At 46.7% G+C, this 22,458-nt stretch carries 18 protein-coding genes; 4 read left to right on the plus strand and 14 right to left on the minus strand.

Features of this window, described 5'->3' with window-relative positions; all coding sequences use genetic code 11:
- The 8 genes from ENI34_03995 to ENI34_04030 form a co-directional block, all read right to left on the minus strand.
- A partial coding sequence (locus tag ENI34_03995) for a hypothetical protein (protein ID HEC78289.1) occupies nt 1–540 on the minus strand: 540 nt, incomplete at its 3' end.
- 22 nt (nt 541–562) lie between these two features.
- Nucleotides 563–1,468: an energy transducer TonB gene (locus ENI34_04000; protein ID HEC78290.1), complete on the minus strand. Its 906-nt coding sequence runs from the start codon at nt 1,466–1,468 to the stop codon at nt 563–565.
- The gene (locus ENI34_04005) at nt 1,468–1,860 is read right to left on the minus strand and encodes a biopolymer transporter ExbD (GenBank protein ID HEC78291.1); all 393 of its coding nucleotides are present in this window, start codon (nt 1,858–1,860) and stop codon (nt 1,468–1,470) included. Before ENI34_04005 ends, ENI34_04000 begins: the two co-directional genes overlap by 1 nt.
- A complete protein-coding gene (locus ENI34_04010) occupies nt 1,857–2,273 on the minus strand; it encodes a biopolymer transporter ExbD (GenBank protein HEC78292.1) in 417 nt (138 codons plus the stop codon). Before ENI34_04010 ends, ENI34_04005 begins: the two co-directional genes overlap by 4 nt.
- A gap of 1 nt (nt 2,274) precedes the next feature.
- Nucleotides 2,275–3,003 (minus strand): MotA/TolQ/ExbB proton channel family protein, encoded by a 729-nt coding sequence (locus ENI34_04015; GenBank protein ID HEC78293.1) that lies wholly within the window; start codon nt 3,001–3,003, stop codon nt 2,275–2,277.
- A gap of 39 nt (nt 3,004–3,042) precedes the next feature.
- Entirely contained in the window at nt 3,043–5,514 is a 2,472-nt protein-coding gene (locus ENI34_04020) for a tetratricopeptide repeat protein (protein HEC78294.1), read from the minus strand.
- Nucleotides 5,515–5,576: 62 nt separating this feature from the next.
- Nucleotides 5,577–6,890 carry a PorV/PorQ family protein gene (locus ENI34_04025; protein HEC78295.1) on the minus strand — a complete coding sequence of 438 codons (1,314 nt, stop codon included), beginning with the start codon at nt 6,888–6,890 and terminating at the stop codon, nt 5,577–5,579.
- A complete protein-coding gene (locus ENI34_04030; GenBank protein HEC78296.1) occupies nt 6,833–8,182 on the minus strand; it encodes a hypothetical protein in 1,350 nt (449 codons plus the stop codon). Before ENI34_04030 ends, ENI34_04025 begins: the two co-directional genes overlap by 58 nt.
- A gap of 431 nt (nt 8,183–8,613) precedes the next feature.
- Here ENI34_04030 and ENI34_04035 point away from each other — a divergent pair, with 431 nt between their 5' ends.
- From ENI34_04035 to ENI34_04050, 4 genes are read left to right on the plus strand one after another with little or no spacing between them, the layout of a single operon-like run.
- Nucleotides 8,614–11,331, plus strand: coding sequence for a DUF2723 domain-containing protein (locus ENI34_04035; GenBank protein ID HEC78297.1), 2,718 nt, complete (start codon nt 8,614–8,616; stop codon nt 11,329–11,331).
- Nucleotides 11,328–12,278 (plus strand): DUF814 domain-containing protein, encoded by a 951-nt coding sequence (locus ENI34_04040; protein ID HEC78298.1) that lies wholly within the window; start codon nt 11,328–11,330, stop codon nt 12,276–12,278. Before ENI34_04035 ends, ENI34_04040 begins: the two co-directional genes overlap by 4 nt.
- Before the next feature lie 7 nt (nt 12,279–12,285).
- Entirely contained in the window at nt 12,286–12,777 is a 492-nt protein-coding gene (locus tag ENI34_04045) for an HIT domain-containing protein (GenBank protein ID HEC78299.1), read from the plus strand.
- A complete protein-coding gene (locus ENI34_04050) occupies nt 12,777–14,222 on the plus strand; it encodes an amidophosphoribosyltransferase (protein HEC78300.1) in 1,446 nt (481 codons plus the stop codon). The genes ENI34_04045 and ENI34_04050 overlap by 1 nt, the downstream gene beginning before the upstream one ends.
- 6 nt (nt 14,223–14,228) lie before the next feature.
- Here ENI34_04050 and ENI34_04055 read toward each other — a convergent pair whose 3' ends face one another.
- The 6 genes from ENI34_04055 to vorB form a co-directional block, all read right to left on the minus strand.
- Nucleotides 14,229–16,127, minus strand: coding sequence for a transketolase (locus tag ENI34_04055; protein ID HEC78301.1), 1,899 nt, complete (start codon nt 16,125–16,127; stop codon nt 14,229–14,231).
- Nucleotides 16,124–17,623, minus strand: coding sequence for an Rne/Rng family ribonuclease (locus ENI34_04060; protein ID HEC78302.1), 1,500 nt, complete (start codon nt 17,621–17,623; stop codon nt 16,124–16,126). Before ENI34_04060 ends, ENI34_04055 begins: the two co-directional genes overlap by 4 nt.
- Entirely contained in the window at nt 17,596–20,010 is a 2,415-nt protein-coding gene (locus ENI34_04065; protein HEC78303.1) for a TIGR03960 family B12-binding radical SAM protein, read from the minus strand. The genes ENI34_04060 and ENI34_04065 overlap by 28 nt, the downstream gene beginning before the upstream one ends.
- 80 nt (nt 20,011–20,090) lie before the next feature.
- The gene (locus ENI34_04070) at nt 20,091–20,624 is read right to left on the minus strand and encodes a 2-oxoacid:ferredoxin oxidoreductase subunit gamma (protein ID HEC78304.1); all 534 of its coding nucleotides are present in this window, start codon (nt 20,622–20,624) and stop codon (nt 20,091–20,093) included.
- Nucleotides 20,621–21,370 carry a 2-oxoglutarate oxidoreductase gene (locus tag ENI34_04075; protein ID HEC78305.1) on the minus strand — a complete coding sequence of 250 codons (750 nt, stop codon included), beginning with the start codon at nt 21,368–21,370 and terminating at the stop codon, nt 20,621–20,623. The genes ENI34_04070 and ENI34_04075 overlap by 4 nt, the downstream gene beginning before the upstream one ends.
- On the minus strand, nt 21,367–22,449 hold the full coding sequence (gene vorB / locus ENI34_04080; GenBank protein ID HEC78306.1) for a 3-methyl-2-oxobutanoate dehydrogenase subunit VorB: 1,083 nt from the start codon (nt 22,447–22,449) through the stop codon (nt 21,367–21,369). The genes ENI34_04075 and vorB overlap by 4 nt, the downstream gene beginning before the upstream one ends.
- Nucleotides 22,450–22,458 lie beyond the last annotated feature (9 nt).

Raw genomic sequence — 22,458 nt, forward strand, 5'->3', positions numbered from 1 at the left:
GCCCGTAAATTTGTAGGAACGGCCTCCTATTCGCGTCGGGTTCCCGACCGCATCAAACGCCGTAAAGACATAGTTGTAGACTTCACCCATATTGCACATCTCTCCTTTGTTGGTTCTGCCGTCCCAGGAGATAGAGGAAGGGGGCAGTCCCCGTTCTGCGTACCGCCTTACGACGTCCCCTTTTGTGTCGGTGATGACGAGTTCCCATGAGGAAACGGTTTTTTCGAAACGCGGAATAAAGAGGGCTATGCTGCCGTACATCAGTCTGCTTACCAGAGGAATTCTTAGATATTCACTGTGCAGGTATAAAATCGGGGTATTCAGTGCGTCGATTGTGGAATAGAGTTTTTCGTCAAAGATATATCTTTCCTGGGAAATTACAGAATCCAGAGGGGCGAACGGTTTCAGCTCAGGTGTAAGATATATTTTTCTGTCGTCGATTTTGAATTCCGCTTCTCCTTTTATTACCTCTTCGCCGATTTCATGACCACCGCTTTTTGGTTCCTGCGATACTATAAAAATCAATAAAAAGAGATACATTTTTTACTCCTCGATATGCATCTTAACCACAGACAAACCTGAATGTTATAATACCCCATTGCGTTTCCTGGACGACGTTTGAAGGCAGGGGCGCGAATTTCCAGAGCCTCAGTGCTTTAATGACCGCCTGGTCAAGATCCGGATAGCCGGAGCTGACTTCGATCAAAGTTCCTTCTCTGACACAGCCGGACGGTTCCACCCAGATTCTGATCTTCACGACACCGGAGATTCCTTTGCGCAGGCACCAGGCAGGATACTTGGGCAGAATCTTGCTGAGGATCTGACGATTTGCAATCGGGCCGGCCAGAGAAATCTGGGTACCGCCTTTTTCGACCTTCAATTTTGTTTCAACCTGCTTTTCGACTTTTTTCCCGATCTGGGAGGTCTTGGGCGGAGGTGGTTTTTTATCGATCTTGATTGCCGGCACCTGGGCTTTCCTACCTATATTGCCGCCGCCGATGCCCACGCCGCCTTCACCGCCTGCACCACGGGGCAGATTCTTTGCAAGAGAAATCGGTTTTTCAGCGAGAATTTCCTCGGTGCTCTTCATAGTTCCGTTTTTAGTACTACCAATTCTGATTACGTCTCCGACATCTCCGTTGTTGGTCATATAACGATCCAGGTCGATCTTCGCCTGACTTCGATCCATTTTGACGTCAAGGTCTATCGCCGGAGTGACGATTTCACCGCCGCCGTACGAAGTCTGTTCTGATTCTGAATAGGTCTCTTTGATATCACTCCAGACTGATCCTTTGGAAATCACTTTGGCGACTTCAGGTCGATAAGATTGGTCAATGAGGGTGACCTCTTTAATGTCTTCATAGCTGATACCAGAGCTTTTACTCGAACCTGACATCAGAATAAATAACAGAATATGAATAATTATCGAAATGATTATACCCAAATCCAATCGTTTATTTCTAAACATTATTCACCCTTTGGCTTTTTTGTGGCGCATGCAATCCGCTTTGCACCGACTTGTTTCACCTTTGAAAGAATCTCCAGGACATCACGATGGAGGACATTTTTATCCGCCCTGAGAATAACCAGTTGATAGGGGTCTTTTTCAATCTCGGTTGCCACGATATCTGAAAACTCTTCAGGAGTGACTTCGCTGTCGTTTACGAGCAGACGTCCGTCGACCGTATAGGTGATTGTCAGGTTCTCCTCGGTCTTTGTTTCAGCGGTATGGGCACGCGGCACATCCACGCGGGTCTGGGTGTGGGTCATTACCAGGGGAGCGACCACCATCATAACCAATACCAGGATCAGACCCACGCACGCCATAGGCAGGATGTCGATATTCGCCATATGCTTCATTGTCGACTCCTCAGAAGTGCCAGTTCTCCGGCACCTTTTTGTTTGGCTAAGTCAAGAATTTGTATGACTCTTTCATAGTGGACGTTGGCTTCGGTGGATACTATCACCTTACGCTGGACACTGCGTGCGAGCAATTCAGGCAGGAGTTTTTCCAGTTCCTCATACGTTACGAATTCTTCATTCAACATAATCGATCCGTCATCGAGCAGATGGATATTGACCTTGATGTCGCTGACGTCACTTGCACCTGCACGGGCGACGCCCGGTGTGTTTACGAATATCCCGGATTCAAAGAAGAGGGGGATGGTGACGATAAAACCGATCACCAGAGAAAGTGCAATGTCGACGAGCGAGTTGAGAATCAATCCCTGGGCTTCAGTTTCGAACTTCAGTCGTTTTCGTCGTTTACGCATCTTAAAATTTCCATCCTGCGTTTGTCGGCGGCGGAGCAGGAGCTTGAGGAGCCGGTGTCGGATTCACCGCAGGCTGGGAAGCAGTTGCCGGACCCTGAGAAGCCGCTTTTTTCTTTAAATTGCTGAACAGCACTGTAATCCGGTCACTCACACCATCCAGTTCCATCGCCATTTCATTGCTCTTTTTCGTGAAGTAGTTATAGAAGAAGAGAGTGGGGATTCCGATGAATAAGCCGAACGCCGTTGTAAGAAGTGCTTCGGCGATTCCGGCGGAGATGACTGCGGGACCTCCTGACCCGGTAATCGCGATATTGTGGAATGATTTAATCAATCCCATCACAGTTCCCAGTAGACCAAGCAGAGTGGCGGCGTTCGCCAGGGTACCCATTCCACCGAGATAGCGGTCGAATTTGACTTTCTCTTCAATGATAAAACTGGTCAATACTTCAAAGAGGTGGTCGGATTCAAGATGACGGTTTTCCAGAGCGATCGCAAACAGGGCGTTCAGGGTGTTCTTTCTTTGATTGACGTAGTTGAGCGCTGCATTCGGTCCCTGACTTCTCAATATCGAACTGAACTGTAGAAACCCTTTGCGTGTATTGAATCCGTTTTTGCGGAAGTAGATAAATCTCTCAATGATAAGCGCCAGGGCGACGATCGAGCAGAAAAGCAGAATATCCATCACCAGGCTGTTTTTAAAGATTTCAATTATTGGTTGACCCAATATCATTAAGCCTCCTTTTTTAGGCTCCGGTTTTGAACCGGAACATTATTTCTCTCCTTGCAGGCTGTCCGCCTTCATCTCTTCCTGAACAGGTCCCGGACTTGTACCGGGTCCTGCTTCACCCAATAATTTTTCACAGATACCGACGTTGTGGCGTGCACTTTCAATATGGGGAGAGTCGGGGAAAGAATCGACGATCACCTTGAAGTTGGTGAGTGCCTCACCGTATTCTTTCAGGTTATAATAAGAAGTCCCCAGATTGAAATATACGCCGTCTCTCTGTTCTGCTTTTGGAAAATAAGAAAGATAACGTTTGTACAGATCCGTGGCTTTTTGCCAATCTTTTACGTTTACAGCACATTCCGCTGCGAGAAGCAGGGCGTCGGGTGCATAAGAAGAACTGGGGAAATTTACAACGACCTTTAAAAACTCATCGATTGCTTTAATGTACTTTTCGTCGTCAAAAAAGCTGCGGGCGATTTGGTACTGACCGTCTGCAGCCAGCTCGTCCTGCGGAAATTTATCGACGAAGATTTTCATATCGTCGATCGATTCAAGCCCTTTCTGGTAATAACACATCGCCATGCTCTTTCTGGCACTCGCCGCCTCTTCCGACGTCGGAAAGAGGTCCAGATATTTCTGGAATTCTCTGATTGCATCGTCGAAGCTCTGTTCATTATAGTAACTCTGTCCGATCGCCAGCTGACTTGAGCGGGCGTATTCACTCAGAGGATGATTTTCCACGACCCATCTGAACAGAGCGCGGGCTTTTTCATATTCAATCGCCTTGAAGTATGTATCACCGGCACGGAATCCCGCTTCAGCGGATTTCTCGGCAAGGGGGAAGGTGCCGAGAAGTTTTTCCCATGACTCTATTGCATTTATGTAGTATTCCAAATTATAGTAACACATTCCTGCATAGAAGAGTGCGGGAACGGCGCAGCGCTCGTCCTTTGGATAGGTGTTATATAACAGCTCAAAGGTATCCAGGGCGCCCATGTAATTCCCGAGATTGTACTGCGTATACCCGACTCCGAGATAAGCGGAGATCACAAGGGATGAATCGTCGAAGATCGTCTGGGTCATGGTGCTGAAGATATCGAGGGCTTCTCTTGCTCGAGCCTGGTTGTATATTGAATAAGCCAGACCCACGCGGGCATAGGGAGTGACTTCGATTCCGAAGAAATCTTTTGTCACACGGAGAAAATATTTTTCAGCGTCAGCGAAGTTGTTTTTGTAGTAATACGCTTCACCGAGAAAATAGAGGGTTCTTCCCCGCCACGGACTTTTTTCGTCGGGGAAATCTTTGATGTAGCGGCTACCGAACGTGACCGTGTGATCATACTGTTTCAGATTGTTCAGTGAATAGAGAAGCATCGCTGCAGCCGGTTCACGGAGTGGTGAGTTGGGATAACGCTGGGATATGAGTTCGAAGTTGTTCGCCGCATTGAAGTAGTCACCTTTCTGAAAATATATCATACCGGTGAGGTATTCACCGACACTTGAGAGTTCTCCGGTGGTGAACATCGTCGCCAGCTGGGAAGCGGAGACCAATGCCTGGACAGTGTCGCCGGCAGCCAGCAGGGCGTTGGTCAGTTGAAGATTGGCGTAGGATGCAATCTGCGTATTGGGATAGTTGGCACGCACCCGCTGAAACGCACTGACCGAACCGAGGCCGTCACCTAAGTTCATTCGGCATATGCCGAGGAAATAACTGCTGTGTGCGGCAAGCAGATTGTCGGAATGTCGGGTCAGGGGCAGCAGATGCTCTGACGCCGCCGCAAAATCTCCGGCGTGGATCAATGCCGCCGCCAGGAAGAAGTGGGCATAATCATTAAGCGGTGATTTCGGATAATTCAATATGAATTCATAAAATGTGATTTTTGCACCTTCAAAATCTTTGTTGAAGAAGAGCGCTTCAGCCCGGGAGAACTCGGCGAGCACGGCGATGGGCGTGTTGGGTGCGGTGTCGAGGATCTCTTTGAAAACGGCGATGGACAGAAGAGGTTTTCCCAGGCGCGAGAGGGTTTTTCCGTAATAAAATTTGGCTTCCAATAACCCGATGTCTTCCAGTTTTTCTTTTGCTTCTTCATAGCTTCCCCTGAAGTAATGGAGAACGCCGAGGGCGAAGTTCGCACGTTCTTCTTGCTGGTATGCAGGATTTTTCAGAAGTTTTTGCAGGACGTCTTCTGCTTCCCGAAAGTTATTCTGCAGGATGTCTATAAGTCCGATCGCATAAAGGCACTCGGGTTCAAGATACGTGGATTTTTTCCTCTTCAGGATCTTTTCGAAATTCTTCTTGGCGTTTCGATAGTCATTGAGGTTGAAATAACATTCTGCAAGTCGGAATCTTATTTCATCCTCAAACTCGCTTCCGCCATACTTTCCGACCATTGACTTGAAGTATTTCGCGGCATCGGTGTAGTTTTCCTGGAGAAAGAGTTGATGGCCGATTTCATAATCGGTCACCAGTTTATTGTAGTCCACCCCAAACAGGAATATTATCAAAGGTAACATAATCTTCCCCTATATACTCTTAAAATATCCGGCTTGTTTTTTTCCGGTCCATTCATCTATTTTTATTCCTGCGGCAGGAATTCGATTTCACCTTCTGGACCGAGTGTGGTAACTTTTGTCAGAAAGTCGCTGAAACTGATTGTTTCACCTATTTCATCAATCAATAAAATTTCATAGTAATATTTACCGTCGGCGACCACTCTGCCGATATCGTCCAGCCCGTCCCACGAGAGTCTTAATGGTGGCGCTTCCCAGCCTGAATAGGTACGTACGACTTCGCCGTATTGATTTTTTATCAGGAGCTGCCATCGTTCAATCGGCCGTTTTGTGTTGTAATGGAGGTCGAGCCAGGCGACGTTTTCCTTACGCCCCGGTGTGGGAGAGAATTGTTTGGGCTGGGCGTTGACCCATGTTCTGAAGCCGCCGAAGTTGATAAAGATTCCGAATCTATGCTGGTAAGGAACCAGATAGCTGGATGCATAGTGGAACTCGATGGCGTAATCGAGCCCCACGGAAAATTTATTCCAGTTATTCTTCAAGCCCATACCTGCACTGACATAGTTTCTGTCGAGTCCGCCGCGCAGAGTGAGTACTGGATAGACCGGAATGAATTCGATCCCGATATGGGGTTCGACAGAGGTCGCACTGCGCAGGATTTTTACGATATCCAGGGCGAAGATGCATCTTCCTTTATATAGTTTCAATGCGGCGCCGCCCCTGAAGGTCAGAGGAACCGTATCTGTTTGCGTTTCGTGGGTGAGGGTCGGGCCGAGAATGTTCTGGCAGGTCAGGCCAAAGGTTAGATTACCGCGCGGGAACAAGAAGATACCCAGGTCACCGCCCATACCCAGAGCTCCGTACTGGGAGACTTTACTCGTCATCAGTTTCATATTCGCACCGACGCCGAGAAATCTCGCCGGCTGATAGGCGTAAGAGAACATAAAACAGTTCTGACTGAACTTGAATGTGCCGAAAGGAGTGCCGTTTTCATCGTAGGAATCGACATCACCTGAACCGAGATAGATGATTCCTATTCCTATGGCGCCGAACTTTTTCGTCGGCAGGGCATAGCCGATGTAGCCCGCCTGACTGGCGAGCAGCTGGAGGTAAGAAGATTTTATGTTATGAGACAGAAGTTGAGTCAGACCCGCGGGATTGAAATAGACCGCTTCCTGGTCGTCGGCAAGTCCTGTGAATGCTTTGCCCATTGCTATGGTTCTGGGGGTCATGCCGTAGTTCAACAGGGCGCCGGGTATTCCTCCGTCCTGTGCAAAGACGAACGTCACGACGAAAAATATAATTAATAAAGTAGAAAATTTCACCATACCACACCCACCTTCATCTTTTTGTTGAAGATTGTAGCTGTATGGGTCCATGCCTTGAGGACCACGTAATAGACACCGCTCGCCACTCTTTTCCCTTTTTCATTGCGACCGTTCCATACCAGTCTGTTCGTACCGGCGCGTGCACCTTCTTCTCCGGCTGCAAGGTCCCGTCGGTAGACTAAGTTGCCGAAAGGGTCATAGATCGCAAAGATAAGATTGGACGGGCTCTGGAGAGTATATGCAAATACCATATTATGGGATTCTATTCCCATGGGATTCGGATAAGCGAGAAAACTGTCGGGTGTCACCGTAGTGTCCACTACTGCGAGAATGTTCAGATAATTATTATAACTTCTGACGCCGGAGGTGCTTTTATCTTCTGCCCAGAGGATTACTCTTCCAGTGTCGGAAAAGTTTATTGTGAAGTTCGCCTCACCGTTCACCAGGCTTTCAGGTGCTGGATTTGAAAAGAGAAAGTCTGAAAAGAGCTGTATTTGACCGCCTGATGTTGATGTTTTGTTCCACATCGTATCTGTGGCATAGACCGTGACCTCAAAGTCCTGCAGTTCGTATTGGTCCTCAGGAAGGTCGAGTTTGCCCGGGGTATATGTTTCAGTGTCGCCGGGTAGATATGTTTCTCCGGGAAGCATGACAAGCAGAGCGGCGTAATCTCCGGGATAGACGGTGATCAAAGAAGAAGTATCCGGTTTCAGAGAGGGGGTGGTGATTGAACGGGTGTACAGGTGTTGCGAACCAGCGGTTCGAAATACTGGTGAAACTGCTGCAGTTCCGTTGTTCAGGGAAAACCCTCTGGTCGGTGCGAATCCGTCACTACTCGTCATCTGACAGGAGTCATTCCCTGAACTTATCAGGTTGCTCCACTGGTCGGTAAGATACACCGAAACATTGAAATAATCTCCTGCTGTCTGAGGAACAACGTTTCCTGTTTTACCGGAATCAATGCCGGGCGTGTATGTTTGGCCCGGCAGAATGGCCAGTAACTTATACGGAGAATTGGGGTTGAAGGTCACCTGGTTGCTCTCTCCGGTGTGAGGTGGATTTGCGTAGTCCTGACAGCTTATGGTATAGGTTCCAGCCAGGGTGGCGGTGAATTGTCCCTGCCACACGCCGTTGTTGAAGACGATGTCGAGATTTCCGTACTGAGGACCGGGTGTGGTATAGATACGGGCGGGTTCGTTAAAATTCGTCACGATATTATTTGATGCATCGTATGCGTATACCGTGATTGAGCAGGGGGCACCGGCGGTCTGGGGTGATGATATGGTGGCGAATCCGAAGTGATCGATCTGGCTGAAAATAAGTAATGAAATCAAAAATTCCAAAGACGCCTCCTTTCGTTCCTTAATTTAAATTATATTAATTGCAGAGTGAAATAGATTTAAGTCTTCTCTTTTATCAAGCACTATTGACAAAATTATAACCATATTTCCACGACTGTCAATAAGTAAAAGTTCGGAGTCGCAATAAGTTCTTACTCATAGAATATGCAAAATCTGTGCCAGTCGATTAAATGAAAATTCAGGAGAAATTAATCGGGTTTTTATCATGATGTTATACAATAGTGCAATTCCTTGTAAAAAAAGATAAGCAACGTCTGCGTTAAACCGTTCATAAACCCATGCTTCATCTTTTGTTATCCTTTTTAAAAGTAACAAATTATTATAACAAAATATTTTATTTTGTCAAGTCCTTTCGCTCAACCGTGTAGTTGACAAGAAAGGGCTTTTGAATATAATAGAGTGCAGGAGGTTTTATGGACTATAGAAAATTAGAGAAGATACTATTTTATATTTTGTTGTTCATCGTGGCGGCGGTTTATCTTTATACGGTTGCTCCCACCCTTTCTTTCTGGGACTGCGGTGAGTTCATTTCATCGGCTTATACCCTGGCAATCCCCCATCCACCGGGAACGCCCTTTTACATCCTTTTGGGAAGGGTCTGGCTTATGATTTTCGGGTTGATTTCAGCCGTAATGCCGATTTCAAAAGAGGTCGCCTGGCATATGAACCTTCTCGGGTTGAGCTTCTCGATCATCACCGTCGGCCTTTTATACAGATTGATTCTGAAATTATTCAGAATGTTCAGGACAAAGAGCAGTGAGTTGAAACTAATTCTTATCAGTTTTGGAACCTGTTTATCAATTGCTTTCTTTTATACTTACTGGCAGAATGCAATCGAAACAGAGGTCTATGCGGCTTCGACCTTCATCTTTGTATTGATCACTTATCTGACATTACTATGGTATGAAAGCGTTAAAGAAGGAACTCCCAAAAACAGATATATTCTCTTTTCCTGCTATCTTATCTTTCTTTCCACAGGAATTCATCTTATTCCGTTTTTGATTTTTATTCCTTTTTATATCTTCATTCTGATTGTCGAACGGACATATATCAAAGATATATTATTCTTGTTATTCGGAATTTTTCAACTCTTCTTTTTCAGCCTTTTGTTCCTCCTGCCCGGACCATATCAATTCCCCGCCGTCGTGGTCCTCGTTTTGATTCTGTTGGCTGGAATAATTCTTCCCCTGAATAATCCCCGTAAATACCACAACTGGTCGTTTTTCTGGGTGGGTATCTTTCTCGTCATCGCCGGCGTGTCGAGCGAGCTCTATCTGCCGCTGCGTTCAGCCCGATTGGTTGAGTTGTATAAAGATCCGAAAACCGAGGAGAGGTATCTCGCCGGTGAGAACATCGCGCCGCGCATAAATGAATGTGACCCCGGTGCAGACTTCAAGGCTTTTAACAGGGTTCTGCACCGTGAACAGTACGGTCCGCCCCGGTTGATTCCGAGACAGACCCAGGAGGCGACGGGTTTCAATCTCATTACCGGTTATTATCATCAGTTCGCTCTTTTTGTCAGATACCTGTCATGGCAACCCATGCCCGAAAGTATAAACAGGATTTTCCGCGGAGTGGTGCTTGCTTTCTTTTATCTCTTCGGTTTGTGGGGATTTGTAGAGTTATATAAACGGGATAGAAAACTCTTTCTCTTTATGATGATGATTATGTTTATGCTGTCCTTTGCAATGGTCGGATACCTGAATTTGAAGTTTTCGCCGAGCGACAGTAATCCCGTTCACCAGCCGAGAGAGGTGCGTGAGCGTGATTATTTCTTCCATACCAGTCATACCTACTTCGGCATTTTGATCGGTTTAGGCTTTTTCGGTGCAACTGAATTTATGCGGCGTGAATTGAAGAAGAAGAAGTTTGTCGAGCTGAGCTGTCTGAGCGGTTTTCTCGTCTTTTCCGTTATACCGTTCTTTTCCAACATCAGCAAAAACAACCGCTACGGCAATTTCATTCCGAAGGATTACGCCTATAACATGCTCATTTCCTGTGCTAAGGATGCAATCCTCTTTACCAACGGTGATAATGATACCTTTCCGCTCTGGTTCGCCCAGGAGGTGCTGGGTATACGAAGGGACGTAATCGTCGCCAACCTTTCACTTATCAATACGAACTGGTACATAAAACAGTTGAAATACTGGGGTGCGCCGATTACTTTCAGTGAGTATATTATCGACCGTCTTGAGCCGTTTATGACGAGGGATCGGCGTATCTTCTATGTAAAGGATATTATGATTCGACACATCATTGCGGCGAACGCGGGAGTAAAACTAAAGAATGAAGATTATACTACAACCCAGCAGGATTTTGCGAGCCGTTATTTAAAAGGATATTCAGGAAAGAGGCCGATCTACTTTGCTTCGACTGTCTCCCGGGAGAACTACGAGGGATTTATTCCTTATTTAAGGCTTGAAGGGCTGGTCTATCGGGTGGTCGGTGACAGTTCCGTGATTCGAATCGGCAGCGGTAATCAGACTGCAGAGTTCAGTGATATTGATATTGCAAAGACCGAGACCCTTTTTTACAAAACATATCGCTACACCGGAGTTTTTGAACCGGTGAAGTATGAACTGCTCTCGAAGATATTGGTTGATTTTGAAAAGAGAAAACAAGAAGGTGAGTTCTATGACTTTTCTCTTCCCAAGGATGAGAATATCCACAGGCTTTACAGTAATTATGCGGCAGGGTTGCATACACTGGGTATCGTGCTTCAGGAGCGCGGTGATATTCAGGGAACACTCAGGGCGTGGCGCTTCGCTCGATTATTTGATGCGGGTCAGGCCCGTTTCTTTGATTATAATTTGGCTTTACTCTTTGCCCAGCTCGGCATGGAGGATAGTGCAGAACAGTATTTTTCCAAAATCAAAGCAAAGGACCCGGGGACACTTATGCGGATCGGCTCAATCTACCGGGCGATGGGGAAGTATGACAAGGCGATTGAATATTTCCAGCGCGCCATCACCCTCAATCCCCGGATTCCTGAAGCGTATTTCGGACTCTATACCCTGTATTTGGAGAATAAGGACAGTACGGCGGCGATTGGTGTCTTGAATGACTGGCTTAAGATAAATCCCCGTGATACGAGTGCAATTAATATGTTAAAAGAACTGACAGGAAAATGAAAGTAATTGTTTTATATTCCGGTGGTTTAGATTCAACCCTTACCCTGAAGATCGTCGAGGAATGGGATGCCGAGGTCTTTCCTCTGTACATCTATCATAAGTTTCTTTCCATGAAGAGTTATCCTGAGATTTCAAATCTCAAGGTGATAGATGTTACGAAGGAGTTTATTTCCATCGTACGGTCTCCGCAGCACGGGTATGGTAAGAATCTGAATCCCTGCATAGATTGCAGAATTTTGATGTTGAAAAAAGCAAAAGAATACATGGAAGAGGTAAAAGCCGATTTTATTGCGACCGGTGAAGTACTTGATCAACGCCCCATGTCACAGCATTACGAACAGTTGATGTTGATAGAAAAATGCGCCGGATGCGAAGGTATTGTGGTTCGTCCTTTAAGCGGCGGGTTGTTACCGGCTACGATCCCTGAACAGAAAGGTCTGGTTGACAGAAATTTCCTTTTGAAGATTAAAGGAAGGTCACGTAAGCTTTCCTTAGCCATGGCAGAGAAGATGCACATCGAATCCTTTGTCTCTCCGAGCGGCGGCTGCCTTTTAACAGACCCGGGCTTCTGTCGAAGACTCGCCGACCTTTTGAGATTTCAGGAAAAGATCGATCTACGGGACATCGAACTTCTGAAGATCGGCCGGCATTTCAGATTAGGACCGGAAACAAAATTGATTGTGGGACGCAATGAAACCGAAAACGAAGCCATAGAGAAGATTTTGAAACCAGCGGACTTTTTCCTCTATGTTCCGGACACCGGAAGTCCGAATGCGATGCTCACCGGCAGCAAGAAATATCTGAGGCTTGCTTCGTCGATCACTGCACGATACAGTGATAAGAAGGAAGAAAAGGCGATCGAAGTTTATTACCGCCAGCAGGGGAAGATAAGTAAGTTGAGGGTGAAACCACTCAGTAACGAAGAGATCGCGGGATGGAGAATATAAAATAAGAATGAAGAATCTCTGGGCGCCGTGGCGCATAGAATATATTCATAATCCGGGAAAAGGTTGTTTTTTCTGTGACGGTTTGAAGTCAAAGGATTACAAAGAGGCGTTGATCGTGGAGAAGGGTGAATCGGCGTTCACTATTATGAACCGCTATCCCTATAACAGCGGTCACCTTATGGTTGCGCCGATACGCCATATCGGAAAGCTGGAGCTGCTGGACGACGCCGAGGTGCTTGAACTCCATCGTCTTTTGACCAGGGCGATGAGGGCGATAAAGAGAGTAATGAAACCACAGGGATTCAATATCGGTATAAATCAGGGAGAGGTCGCGGGCGCCGGTGTTGTGGGTCATATTCATATTCATCTTGTCCCGCGCTGGCAGGGAGATACGAACTTTATGCCTGTTCTTGCCGACACCAAAGTCGTTATTGAGGCGCTTGTTAAAAACTACGATAATATCAAACAGGCTCTTTATAAATTGGACCATCCCGAATAATGTGCGGCATAGTCGGTCTGATCGGTAAGGAAGAGGTGATAGACAAGATCTATCCCGCGTTGATTGCCCTGCAACATCGAGGACAGGATTCAGCAGGGGCGGTGACTTTTGACCAAGGATTTCATCTTAAAAAAGGCAACGGACTCGTCGTCAATGTATTCAATCCCAAAAACCTCGAGCGGTTAAAAGGAACCGTGGGTATCGGACACGTCCGCTACCCCACGGTCGGTTCGGGCACAGCAGAGGACGCCCAGCCGTTTATAATCACTGCACCGTACGGCATCGCTCTCGCCCATAACGGCAATCTCGTAAATTACTTCGACCTCAAGAAAGAGTTGATTGAAAATGAACTCAGATATTTAAACTCCAACTGCGACGCCGAGGTGATTTTGAATCTCTTCTCGGTTGAATTGATAAAGATGAATCTGCGCAGACTCGACCCAGATAAGATATTCAGGGCGTTGACGCGTATCTACAAAAAATTGATCGGCAGTTTCGCCGTGGTGGCGATCATCGCCGGAAAGGGTTTTCTCGCCTGTCGGGACAAAAACGGAATAAAACCGCTGGTCTTCGGCAGGAGTGAAGACAGTTACTGTTTCGCTTCAGAGAGCGTTGCGCTAGATCTGCTCGGTTATAAACACATAACCGATGTAAAACCGGGTGAGGCGTTTTTCATCAACAACAAAGGAACTGTTTACCGACGGCAGATCGCAAAGAGTACAAAAAGATCCCGTGCTTCCTGTATATTCGAGTATGTCTATTTCGCCCGGCCTGATTCTGTGATTGACGGGATCGGTGTGTATGAAGCCCGGCTTCGTCTGGGCGCGGAACTCGGCAAAGAGTGTAGAAAACGGAAGATCAAACCGGATGTCGTCATTCCCGTACCGGATACGGCACGGGCTTCAGCGCAGATGGTCGCTGAAATACTGGGGGTCAAGTATCGTGAAGGTTTGATTAAAAATCGTTATATCTACCGGACATTTATAATGCCCACCCAATCAGAAAGGATTGAAGCCGTGAGGTTGAAGTTGAATCCCATAAAGTCAGAGATCCAGAACAAAAAAGTGCTTCTGGTTGATGATTCAATCGTCCGCGGCAACACGGCGCGTGAGATAATCGGATTGATGAGGAGTGTGGGTGTCCGTAAGGTTTATTATGCATCATATTCTCCGCCTCTGAGATTTCCCTGTGTATACGGAATTGATATGCAGACGAGGGGTGAATTTATCGCCCGTGATAAATCATTAAAGGAGATTGAGAAATCGATCAACGCGGATGCCCTGATTTATCAAAGTGTCAAGGGGTTGATCCGCGGGGTCGGCGTGGAGAGAAAAGGATTTTGTACCGCCTGTTTTACAGGTTCTTATCCCACGGAAATTCCTTCTCTGCTTTTAGAACGCATTGAAGCGGATCGTATGATGAGTAAACTTACGACGTTTCATTAGTTTTATTTATTTCTGCAACATTTTTTTCACGAAAGAACCCAGCGAGTCGCTGTCAAGCCCGTATTTACGATAGAGCCTCCCGGCATTGTCAGAACCGCCGTAATTTTCAATACCCAATTTCACGAAATTCGTACTTACCTTATTCTCCGCAATTATCTGGCCGATGATGCCGCCCAGACCTGTCCGGGCGATGTGGTCTTCATAGGTGATAATACAACCGGTGGCAGCGGCGTCGGTGATGATTTCCCTGTCGATATGCAGGGGTGAAGAAATGTTGTAGATCCGCATGCCGATACCGTCTTTCTTCAGGGCCTGCCACGCCGAGAGGGCCTGATTCACCATTGCACCCATTGTGAACAGCACACAGTCATTACCTTCTCTTATCAAATCGATCTTTCCGTAGGTGAATTTATAATCCTTATCAAAAAATACTTTTCCACTCTCGTTTCTGATTATCGGCAGTTTACTTCTTGTCAGGGCGATTACATAATTTCCGGTCTGGTTCAGCACGTATCGTATTATGCGGTCGGTTTGATTCGGATCAGCGGGGATTACGAGTTTGAAGCCGAAGAGATTTCTGAGCAAGCCGATGTAATCGATACAGTGATGAGTTTTACCGTCGGGTCCTACATTGTATCCCAGATGCGTGGCGATAATCTTTAAGTTCGTATTGTTGATGTCGTTGAGCCGCAGCTGGTTATAGACTTCATCGATGTTGAATACACCGAAGTCTGCCCAGAGTGTTAGAATACCGTTTATCGACAATGCACCGGCAGTAGTCGCCGTGGTATGTTCACTTACTCCGGCTTCGAAGAAATTTGTCGGTTTTATTTCAGCGAATTTGGTGACTTTCACTGAACCGGCGAGGTCACAATCAAAGACCGCTATTTTATCCTGCGGATTCATTTCAGCAATTTCCGCTAAGACATTACCGAATACCGCTCTGGGGTGGGTCGTTTCTTCGTAGATTTTCGGAGTGCCGGTTTTTATCAGCGGTTGTGGTGGGTCTTTACGATTGAACTTCGTAAAACTCTTTTTCGAATCTTTATTTCTCAACAATTCTTCCAGATCATCTTCGACTCCCAGTTCTTTCAGTGCTCTTTTGCATTCTTCGGGTGTCGCCGCCTTGCCGTGAAAATCCGCTTTATTCTCCATAAATGACACGCCGCAGCCCATTACAGTGCGGGCGATGATTGCATAGGGGTTTTCCTGGTCTCCCAGTGCCTTTTTTATGGCACTGTACAGACTTTGAAAATCATGCCCGTCCACCTCCAGCACCTCCCAGCCGTCGGCGATGTAGTTTTCTTTTATTCTTACAGGCATTACCTCTTCGGTCCTGCCTGATATCTGGAAGTGATTATTGTCGATGATCACCGTAAGGTTGTTCAACCCGAATTTCCGGGCAAAGCGTCTCGCTTCACCTACCTGACCTTTTGCCTGCTCGGCGTCACTCATCACCACAAAGGTATCGTAGTTCGTTTTATGTAATTTTGAAGCCAGTGCAAAACCGCAACCGGCAGACAATCCCTGGCCCAGATTTCCTGTTGACCACTCGACACCGGGGATGTTTCGTTCGATATGGCCTTCAAAAGGACTGTTGATTTTCCGGAAGCCGACGAGTAATTCGGCGATGTCGATGAAGCCGAGACGGGCAAGGCAGGAGTAGAGCGCCGGTGAAGTGTGGCCGTGACTTACAATGATTCTGTCACGTCTGGGGTCGTCGATATTTTCCGGTGTAATATTGGCGAAGGTGAAGAGCGTCAGATAGATATCAATGGATGACATCGAGCCGGCAGGGTGACCTGAACCGGCGATCGTCGTCATCTTGATGATATCACCGCGACAGATCCGGGAAAGCCTTTTGAGCTCTTCTATCTTTTTGTTGAAGTAACTTACGCCCTTCATACGACCACCACCTTGAAATCACCGTCGTTTATCGAGTAGTCACCTTTCACCCTCAAGATCAGGTTGTATTCTTTTGACAACTTTGCAAGGGTTTCTGCATGCTGCAGACTGAGAAAATCGGCGAGTCTCGGTGACGTCCTTAACTCGACCATCTTCCCCCTTATGGTCTTTCCGTTGTTCAAAAACCATCTTTCGATGTAGCCGACAGTACTCTGGCGCGAAACTATTCTTCCTCTACCTTTACATACCGGACAGGTTTCAGTCAGAACGTGGGTGACACTCGCCCTCGAGCGTTCACGCGTGAATTGCAGGAGGCCGAATTCACTGATGCCGCCTATGCGGTAGCGGGCACGGTCGTCACGAATCAGGGTCCGGAATTCCCGAAGCATCTTGTTGACGTTTTCTCTTTTTTCCAGGTCAATGAGGTCGACGATGACCAGACCGCCGATATCACGCAGCCTGAGCTGGCGTGCAATCTCCCTCAGGGCTTCAAGATTCGTCGCAAGAGCCAGTTTTTCCGCCTGTTTTTCTTTTGAGGATTTACCGGTATTTACGTCAATGGCGACGAGCGCCTCGGTCTGATCGATAACTATATACCCTCCACTGCGCAACCATATTTTTCGTTCCTGAATGTCTTTCAACTGCTCTTCTATGTTGAACTTCTGAAAGATCGGCTGGGGGTCGTTGTACAGTTTAACACGGGATCTCATACGCGGGGACACCGAGCCGAGATAAGTAAGTATCTTTCTGTATTCTTTTTCGTCATCGATGTAGAGATTGCGGATTTCACTGTTAAAGAGATCCCGAACGGTTTTTATCACTGCGTCCGGCTCCTTGTAGATCAAAACCGGTGCAGGATCTTTTATCTGTTTCAAACTTTTCTCGTAATTACTTTTCAACAGTTCGACCTCTTTTTTGATCTCAACGGATTTGGCTTTTGCCGCTGCGGTTCGGATGATTAATCCCATTCCTTCCGGTTTTATCTGTTTTCCTATTTTAAAAAGGGTTTCCCTTTCCCGACGATGGCGGATTTTTCGGGAGACCCCGACGTTTTTTGCGTTGATCAACAGTACGACGTATCTACCGGGAAGCGAAATAAAAGAAGTAACGCGTGGTCCTTTTATTCCGTAAGAATCTTTTGTGACCTGCACGATGATTTCCTGATTCTTTTTGAGCTTGATCTCTTCAGGTCGATATTCGTGTTCCAGTTCGACGTCGCTTTCAAAGAGGTCGGAGAATTCTTCAAACGGTATTTCATTCAGGGGAAGAAAACCGTTTCGGTCAAGCCCGATATCAACAAACGCGGCTTTCAATCCCGGAATAAGGTTGAGTACTTTTGCTTTATAGATATGTCCTACGAGACTGTTCTGCTCCGGTCGTTCCAGGTAATACTCAAGGAGAATATTATCGACCAAAAGGGCGATTCTTGTTTCTGTGTTTGAGACACTTATAACTATTTCCTTTCTTTTCACTTTACCTCCATGGGAGAATATAATATACCCTCTTTTTTAATGAACATAGTTGTTCGGGTTATCTTATATGTTCTGCTCATCTCTATTGAATTATCCGTAAGAAAAGAAATGAGTTCATAGATATTAATCTTTTTCCCTCCGAAACGCAAACCACAGGTTAATACTCCATCGTCGTAATTCAACGACTCCACCCCGTCAAGTACGTCCTTCATACCTGATTTTGTCTGGATGTAGAGCGGTTTATCACGGGGAAGCTCAAGGGGCTTTTTTATGGCGTTTCTGGGTATGTCGACTTCATAATATATCAGATTTATGGAACTGGAAAGAGAAGGGGCGGCGGACGGTAAGGCACGGACTTCCAGAATCCGAATGCCGTTGGGAAACGATTTATTCAGTTCCATGGAAATGTTCCCGAAATATTGTTTCTCAAGATAAAAATCAAAAAAATCTCCTTTTGTTATCTGCCCGACGCTTTTCGGTGGGCAGAAAGAGACCTTTGGTATCGGTGAAAATCCCTGGGTGAATTGAATCGGTAGATTAGATCTTCGCAGAGACCGATATATCGTCCGGGTGACATCACGGTGCGAAGCGTACCTGAAAGGCTCGCCGACTGAATATTTAACTCGATAGAGGATGGAAGCCGTCTTCTTTTTTGGATACCGGCCGTATCCTACATACACTTCTTTGCTTGAGAAGTGTTTTTCAATATTGCCGTCACACGCACCGCAGTTTGAGCAGGTTTTGTAATAACAATTTTCAGTGGTGATTGAATCCCGGGCACGCTCAGACTCTTTCTTCAAGAATTCCTTTGATACCCCGATGTCGATAAAGTCCCAGGGGTATTTGTCCCTGGGTTTGAGATATTCATCAGGGTCTATGCCGTGTTTTTCACACGCGGTGCGCCATTTTGAAAAATCAAATCCTTCGCGCCACTCCTCGAATTTAGCTCCCTGTTTATATACTTCTTCAATCACCGGGAATATTTTTTCGTCAGCCCTTGAGAGAAACGCTTCTATAAAAGAGACTTCCGGGGACTGATATTTGATTTCGAGACGCCGTTTTTTCATTTTTTTGATTTGTTCGATCTTGGCGTTCAACTCGGGGATCGGCGTGAATTCAACCCCTTCAAACGGGGTGTGGGGCTTTGGAATGAACGGGTTGACCGCAAGTTTTATATTGCCTTTTGAATATGCCTTTAGAATCTGGTCGATAAGAGTATGGATCTCTTTTATATCATCTTCTTTTTCAAAGGGCAGGCCGATCATCATATATAACTTAACCTGTTTCCAGCCGAGACGGTAAGCCGTATTAATGGATGAAATGAGTTTTTCATTGGAAAATGGTTTGTTCAGTTTGTAACGCAGTTGTTCACTCGCCGTTTCAGGGGCGAAGGTGAGCCCTGTTTTCTTTATTTCTTTGAGGAGTAAACCGAGGTCTTCACTGAACAGCTCACCGCGCATCGCCGGAAGTGAAATATTGACCATCTTCTTTTTCAATATTTCATTCAACTTGCGGATCAAATTCAACAGGTCGGGATAATCAAGGATTGAGAAAGAAAGCAGGGAAATTTCTTCCCAGCCGGTTTCCCTGATTCCTTTTTCGACCGCCCTGATAATCTGTTCCGCTGGTCTGATGCGTAAGGGCCGGTTGACATAACCCGCCTGACAAAAACGGCAACCCCAGGTGCAGCCCCGCATCACTTCTATCGCAAGCCGGTCGTGGGTGATTTCACAGATCGGGACGATCGGCGGTGAAGGAATCGTCTTTTCATCCAATGACGGCACAATGGATTTTTTGATTTTCCTGTCGTATTTATGGAGTTGAGGAACCCAGATGCCCTGTATCTTTGCAAGTTCTTCCAGCCTTGTTGCCTTTTGCCCTTTGGGTATGGATTTGAGAATTTCAGCAATTTTTTCCACGACTGTTTCGCCGTCGCCGATGACAAAGGCATCGAAGACAGGTGATAAGGGAGTCGGATTCAGGACTGCGGGTCCGCCGGCGATGAGAATTGGCTCTCTGTCTGTTCGTTCTGAACTTTTATAAGGAATGCCGGCTAATTCAAGGAGATATAAGACCGTGGTGTAAGACAGTTCACTCTGCAGCGAGAAACCGATGAGGTCGAACTCTTTTATCGGCTTTTTCGTCTCCAGACCATAGAGTGGAATTTTTTTATTCAAAAGCTGTTCTCCGAAATCGGGCCAGGGTGCGAAGATTCGTTCGCACTGCACTCCTTCAATCCGATTGAAGAGAGAATAGATGATCTTGATGCCGAGATTCGACATACCTATTTCATATATTTCCGGAAATAGAATACCCACCACCACCGAAGGAGTCGTTTTGACGGTGATATTGTACTCCCCGCCTGTGTAGCGGATTGGTTTTTTCACCAAAGGAAGTATATCATCAAGCATGCTGCTTCATTACCGACTTCTTAAGTCCCGATCCCTCGAAAATTAAAAGCGATTTCTAAAAAAATCGGGTACGGTGATTCCTATAAAAGGCCATACCCTTTTTCCAGCGCCCTGTCGTTCAAAGCCAGTTGCTCTTCGTTCGCCTTTTTGAACCGCTTGCGTTGTGCCTTTTTCAATGTTTCCAGAGAGAGTAATTTTGTCTTTTTTATCATAGCACCGAGCATAACCATATTTGCAATTCTACCCTGACCCAGTTCTTCGGCGACCGCATTGGCTTCAATGGGGATTATCGTTATATCTTTACGTGTCGGTCTTGACTTTATAAGGGTTTTATTAAAGAAGAGCAGTCCGTTCGATTTAACCGTGGGTTCAAAACGTGTGAGAGAGGGTTCATTCATTATTATGACGATATCCGGAGCGGCGACGATCGGTGAAGCCACCGGTTCAGAGGATATGACGACCGAGCAGTTCGCTGTTCCTCCCCGCATTTCAGCTCCGTAGGAAGGAAAGAAGGTGACGTTTTTATCTTCGAGCAAACCACCGTGGGCGAGGATGATGCCTGAGCTTACGATACCCTGACCACCGAATCCTGCAATTATGATTTCTTTAATCATTTTTCCTCCTTTGCGCGGTCCCGATATACACCCAGAGGATAGTACTGAGCCATCACTTCGCCGATCCATTTTTTCGCCTGAACAGGAGTCTGTCCCCAACCGGTCGGACACATCGACAGTATTTCAATGAGAGAAAAACCTTTATTGTCCATCTGGTTTTTGAACGCTCTCTTTAACGCCTTTTTGGTCTTTATCACGTTTTTCGGTGTATCTACGGCGCATCGTTCCAGATAGTACGGACCATCGAGTGCTGCAAGCAGTTCACAGACTTTCATTGGATAACCCTGTTTTTTGACGTCTCGGCCGTTCACCGAGGTCGTTGATTTCATTCCGGGCAGGGTGGTCGGTGCGAGCTGACCACCTGTCATTCCGAAGATCGCATTATTTATAAAGACGATGGTTATATTTTCATTGCGGGCACCGGCGTGGATAATCTCAGCCGTTCCAATGGCAGCGAGGTCGCCGTCTCCCTGATAACTGAAGACGATACAATCAGGACGTACGCGTTTTATCCCCGTCGATACTGCCGGACCCCTGCCATGGGGTGGTTGAATCATATCACAGTTGAAGTATTCATCTGCAAAGACCGAGCAACCGACCGGTGCAATGCCTATCGCCCGTTCTCTTATATTCAGCTCGACAAGCAGCTCACCGATAATCCGATGGACAATACCGTGGCCGCAACCCGGACAGTATCTCAGAAGGGTGGAAGTCAATCCTTCGGGTCTGCCAAAGAGTTTCTTCATTTTTCACCTCCGAGTATTGCCTCAACTTTTTCAAGAACTTCAGGGGGTGTCGGTACTCCTCCTCCTGGACGGCCATGGAAAGAAATCTTTGAGCGGCATTCTGTGGCAAGTTTGACGTCGTCGATCATCTGACCGCAGTTCATCTCGACTACTAGAAAATGTTCGACCTTTTTTGAAAGATCCGCCAGTACATCCGCAGGAAAGGGCCACAGGGTTATCGGTCTCAGAAGTCCTACTTTGTATCCTTTGCTCCGCGCCATCTTGATCACCGCGCTGCAGACCCGGGCACACGTTCCATAGGCGACGATGACGATATCCGCGTCATCACACTCCAACGCATCAAAGCGCTGTTCTTTCTTTTTTATCTCTTCATACTTTTTGGTGCGTTGGTGATTCAGGGCTTCGAGTTTGCCGGGTCGTAAATCATAAGAGCGGACAACCCTTCTTTCTCTTCCTTTACATCCTGACAGCGCCCATTCCGGTTCAGGAAGACTCTCTGGATCAATCGGTTCATAACTGAATTCAACGGGTTCCATCATCTGTCCCAGAATTCCATCGGCGACGATAAGTGCCGGATTTCGATATTTCTCCGCCAGCTCAAAGGCGAGCCTGGGGAATTCAAACAGGTCTTGGGCTGAATAGGGCGCGAGGGTTATTGTAAAGTAATCACCATGACCGCCTCCCCGGGTCGCCTGATAATAGTCTGATTGGGCGGGAGCGATATTGCCGAGTCCCGGGCCGCCTCTGATGACGTTGACCACCAGAACCGGGAGGTCGGCGCCGGCGATATATGAGATGCCTTCCTGCATCAGGCTTATTCCCGGTGAAGAGGACGACGTCATCGCACGTTTTCCCGCGGCGGCGGCTCCGAAAAGCATATTGATTGCGGCTATCTCACTTTCTGTCTGGACAAAGACCCCACCTTCCTCATTCATCCTGATCGACATAAATTCAGGAATTTCATTCTGGGGGGTGATGGGATAGCCGGCAAAGAAACGACAGCCTGCGTGGATAACTCCTTCCACCAAAGCATGATTTCCGTACATCAATTTTTTCTCTGCTTTATTCGCTTTATTCATTTTTCGCCT

This window comes from candidate division WOR-3 bacterium (genome assembly GCA_011052815.1).
Taxonomy (GTDB): Bacteria; Hydrothermota; Tepidihabitantia; order SM23-42; family SM23-42; genus DRIG01.

Coding starts and splice junctions, on each gene's coding strand:
- ENI34_04000 (HEC78290.1), bottom strand. CDS start 1,468: ATGTTTAGAAATAAACGATTGGATTTGGGTATAATCATTTCGATAATT.
- ENI34_04005 (HEC78291.1), bottom strand. CDS start 1,860: ATGAAGCATATGGCGAATATCGACATCCTGCCTATGGCGTGCGTGGGT.
- ENI34_04010 (HEC78292.1), bottom strand. CDS start 2,273: ATGCGTAAACGACGAAAACGACTGAAGTTCGAAACTGAAGCCCAGGGA.
- ENI34_04015 (HEC78293.1), bottom strand. CDS start 3,003: ATGATATTGGGTCAACCAATAATTGAAATCTTTAAAAACAGCCTGGTG.
- ENI34_04020 (HEC78294.1), bottom strand. CDS start 5,514: ATGTTACCTTTGATAATATTCCTGTTTGGGGTGGACTACAATAAACTG.
- ENI34_04025 (HEC78295.1), bottom strand. CDS start 6,890: ATGGACCCATACAGCTACAATCTTCAACAAAAAGATGAAGGTGGGTGT.
- ENI34_04035 (HEC78297.1), top strand. CDS start 8,614: ATGGACTATAGAAAATTAGAGAAGATACTATTTTATATTTTGTTGTTC.
- ENI34_04040 (HEC78298.1), top strand. CDS start 11,328: ATGAAAGTAATTGTTTTATATTCCGGTGGTTTAGATTCAACCCTTACC.
- ENI34_04045 (HEC78299.1), top strand. CDS start 12,286: ATGAAGAATCTCTGGGCGCCGTGGCGCATAGAATATATTCATAATCCG.
- ENI34_04050 (HEC78300.1), top strand. CDS start 12,777: ATGTGCGGCATAGTCGGTCTGATCGGTAAGGAAGAGGTGATAGACAAG.
- ENI34_04055 (HEC78301.1), bottom strand. CDS start 16,127: ATGAAGGGCGTAAGTTACTTCAACAAAAAGATAGAAGAGCTCAAAAGG.
- ENI34_04065 (HEC78303.1), bottom strand. CDS start 20,010: ATGCTTGATGATATACTTCCTTTGGTGAAAAAACCAATCCGCTACACA.
- ENI34_04070 (HEC78304.1), bottom strand. CDS start 20,624: ATGATTAAAGAAATCATAATTGCAGGATTCGGTGGTCAGGGTATCGTA.
- ENI34_04075 (HEC78305.1), bottom strand. CDS start 21,370: ATGAAGAAACTCTTTGGCAGACCCGAAGGATTGACTTCCACCCTTCTG.
- vorB (HEC78306.1), bottom strand. CDS start 22,449: ATGAATAAAGCGAATAAAGCAGAGAAAAAATTGATGTACGGAAATCAT.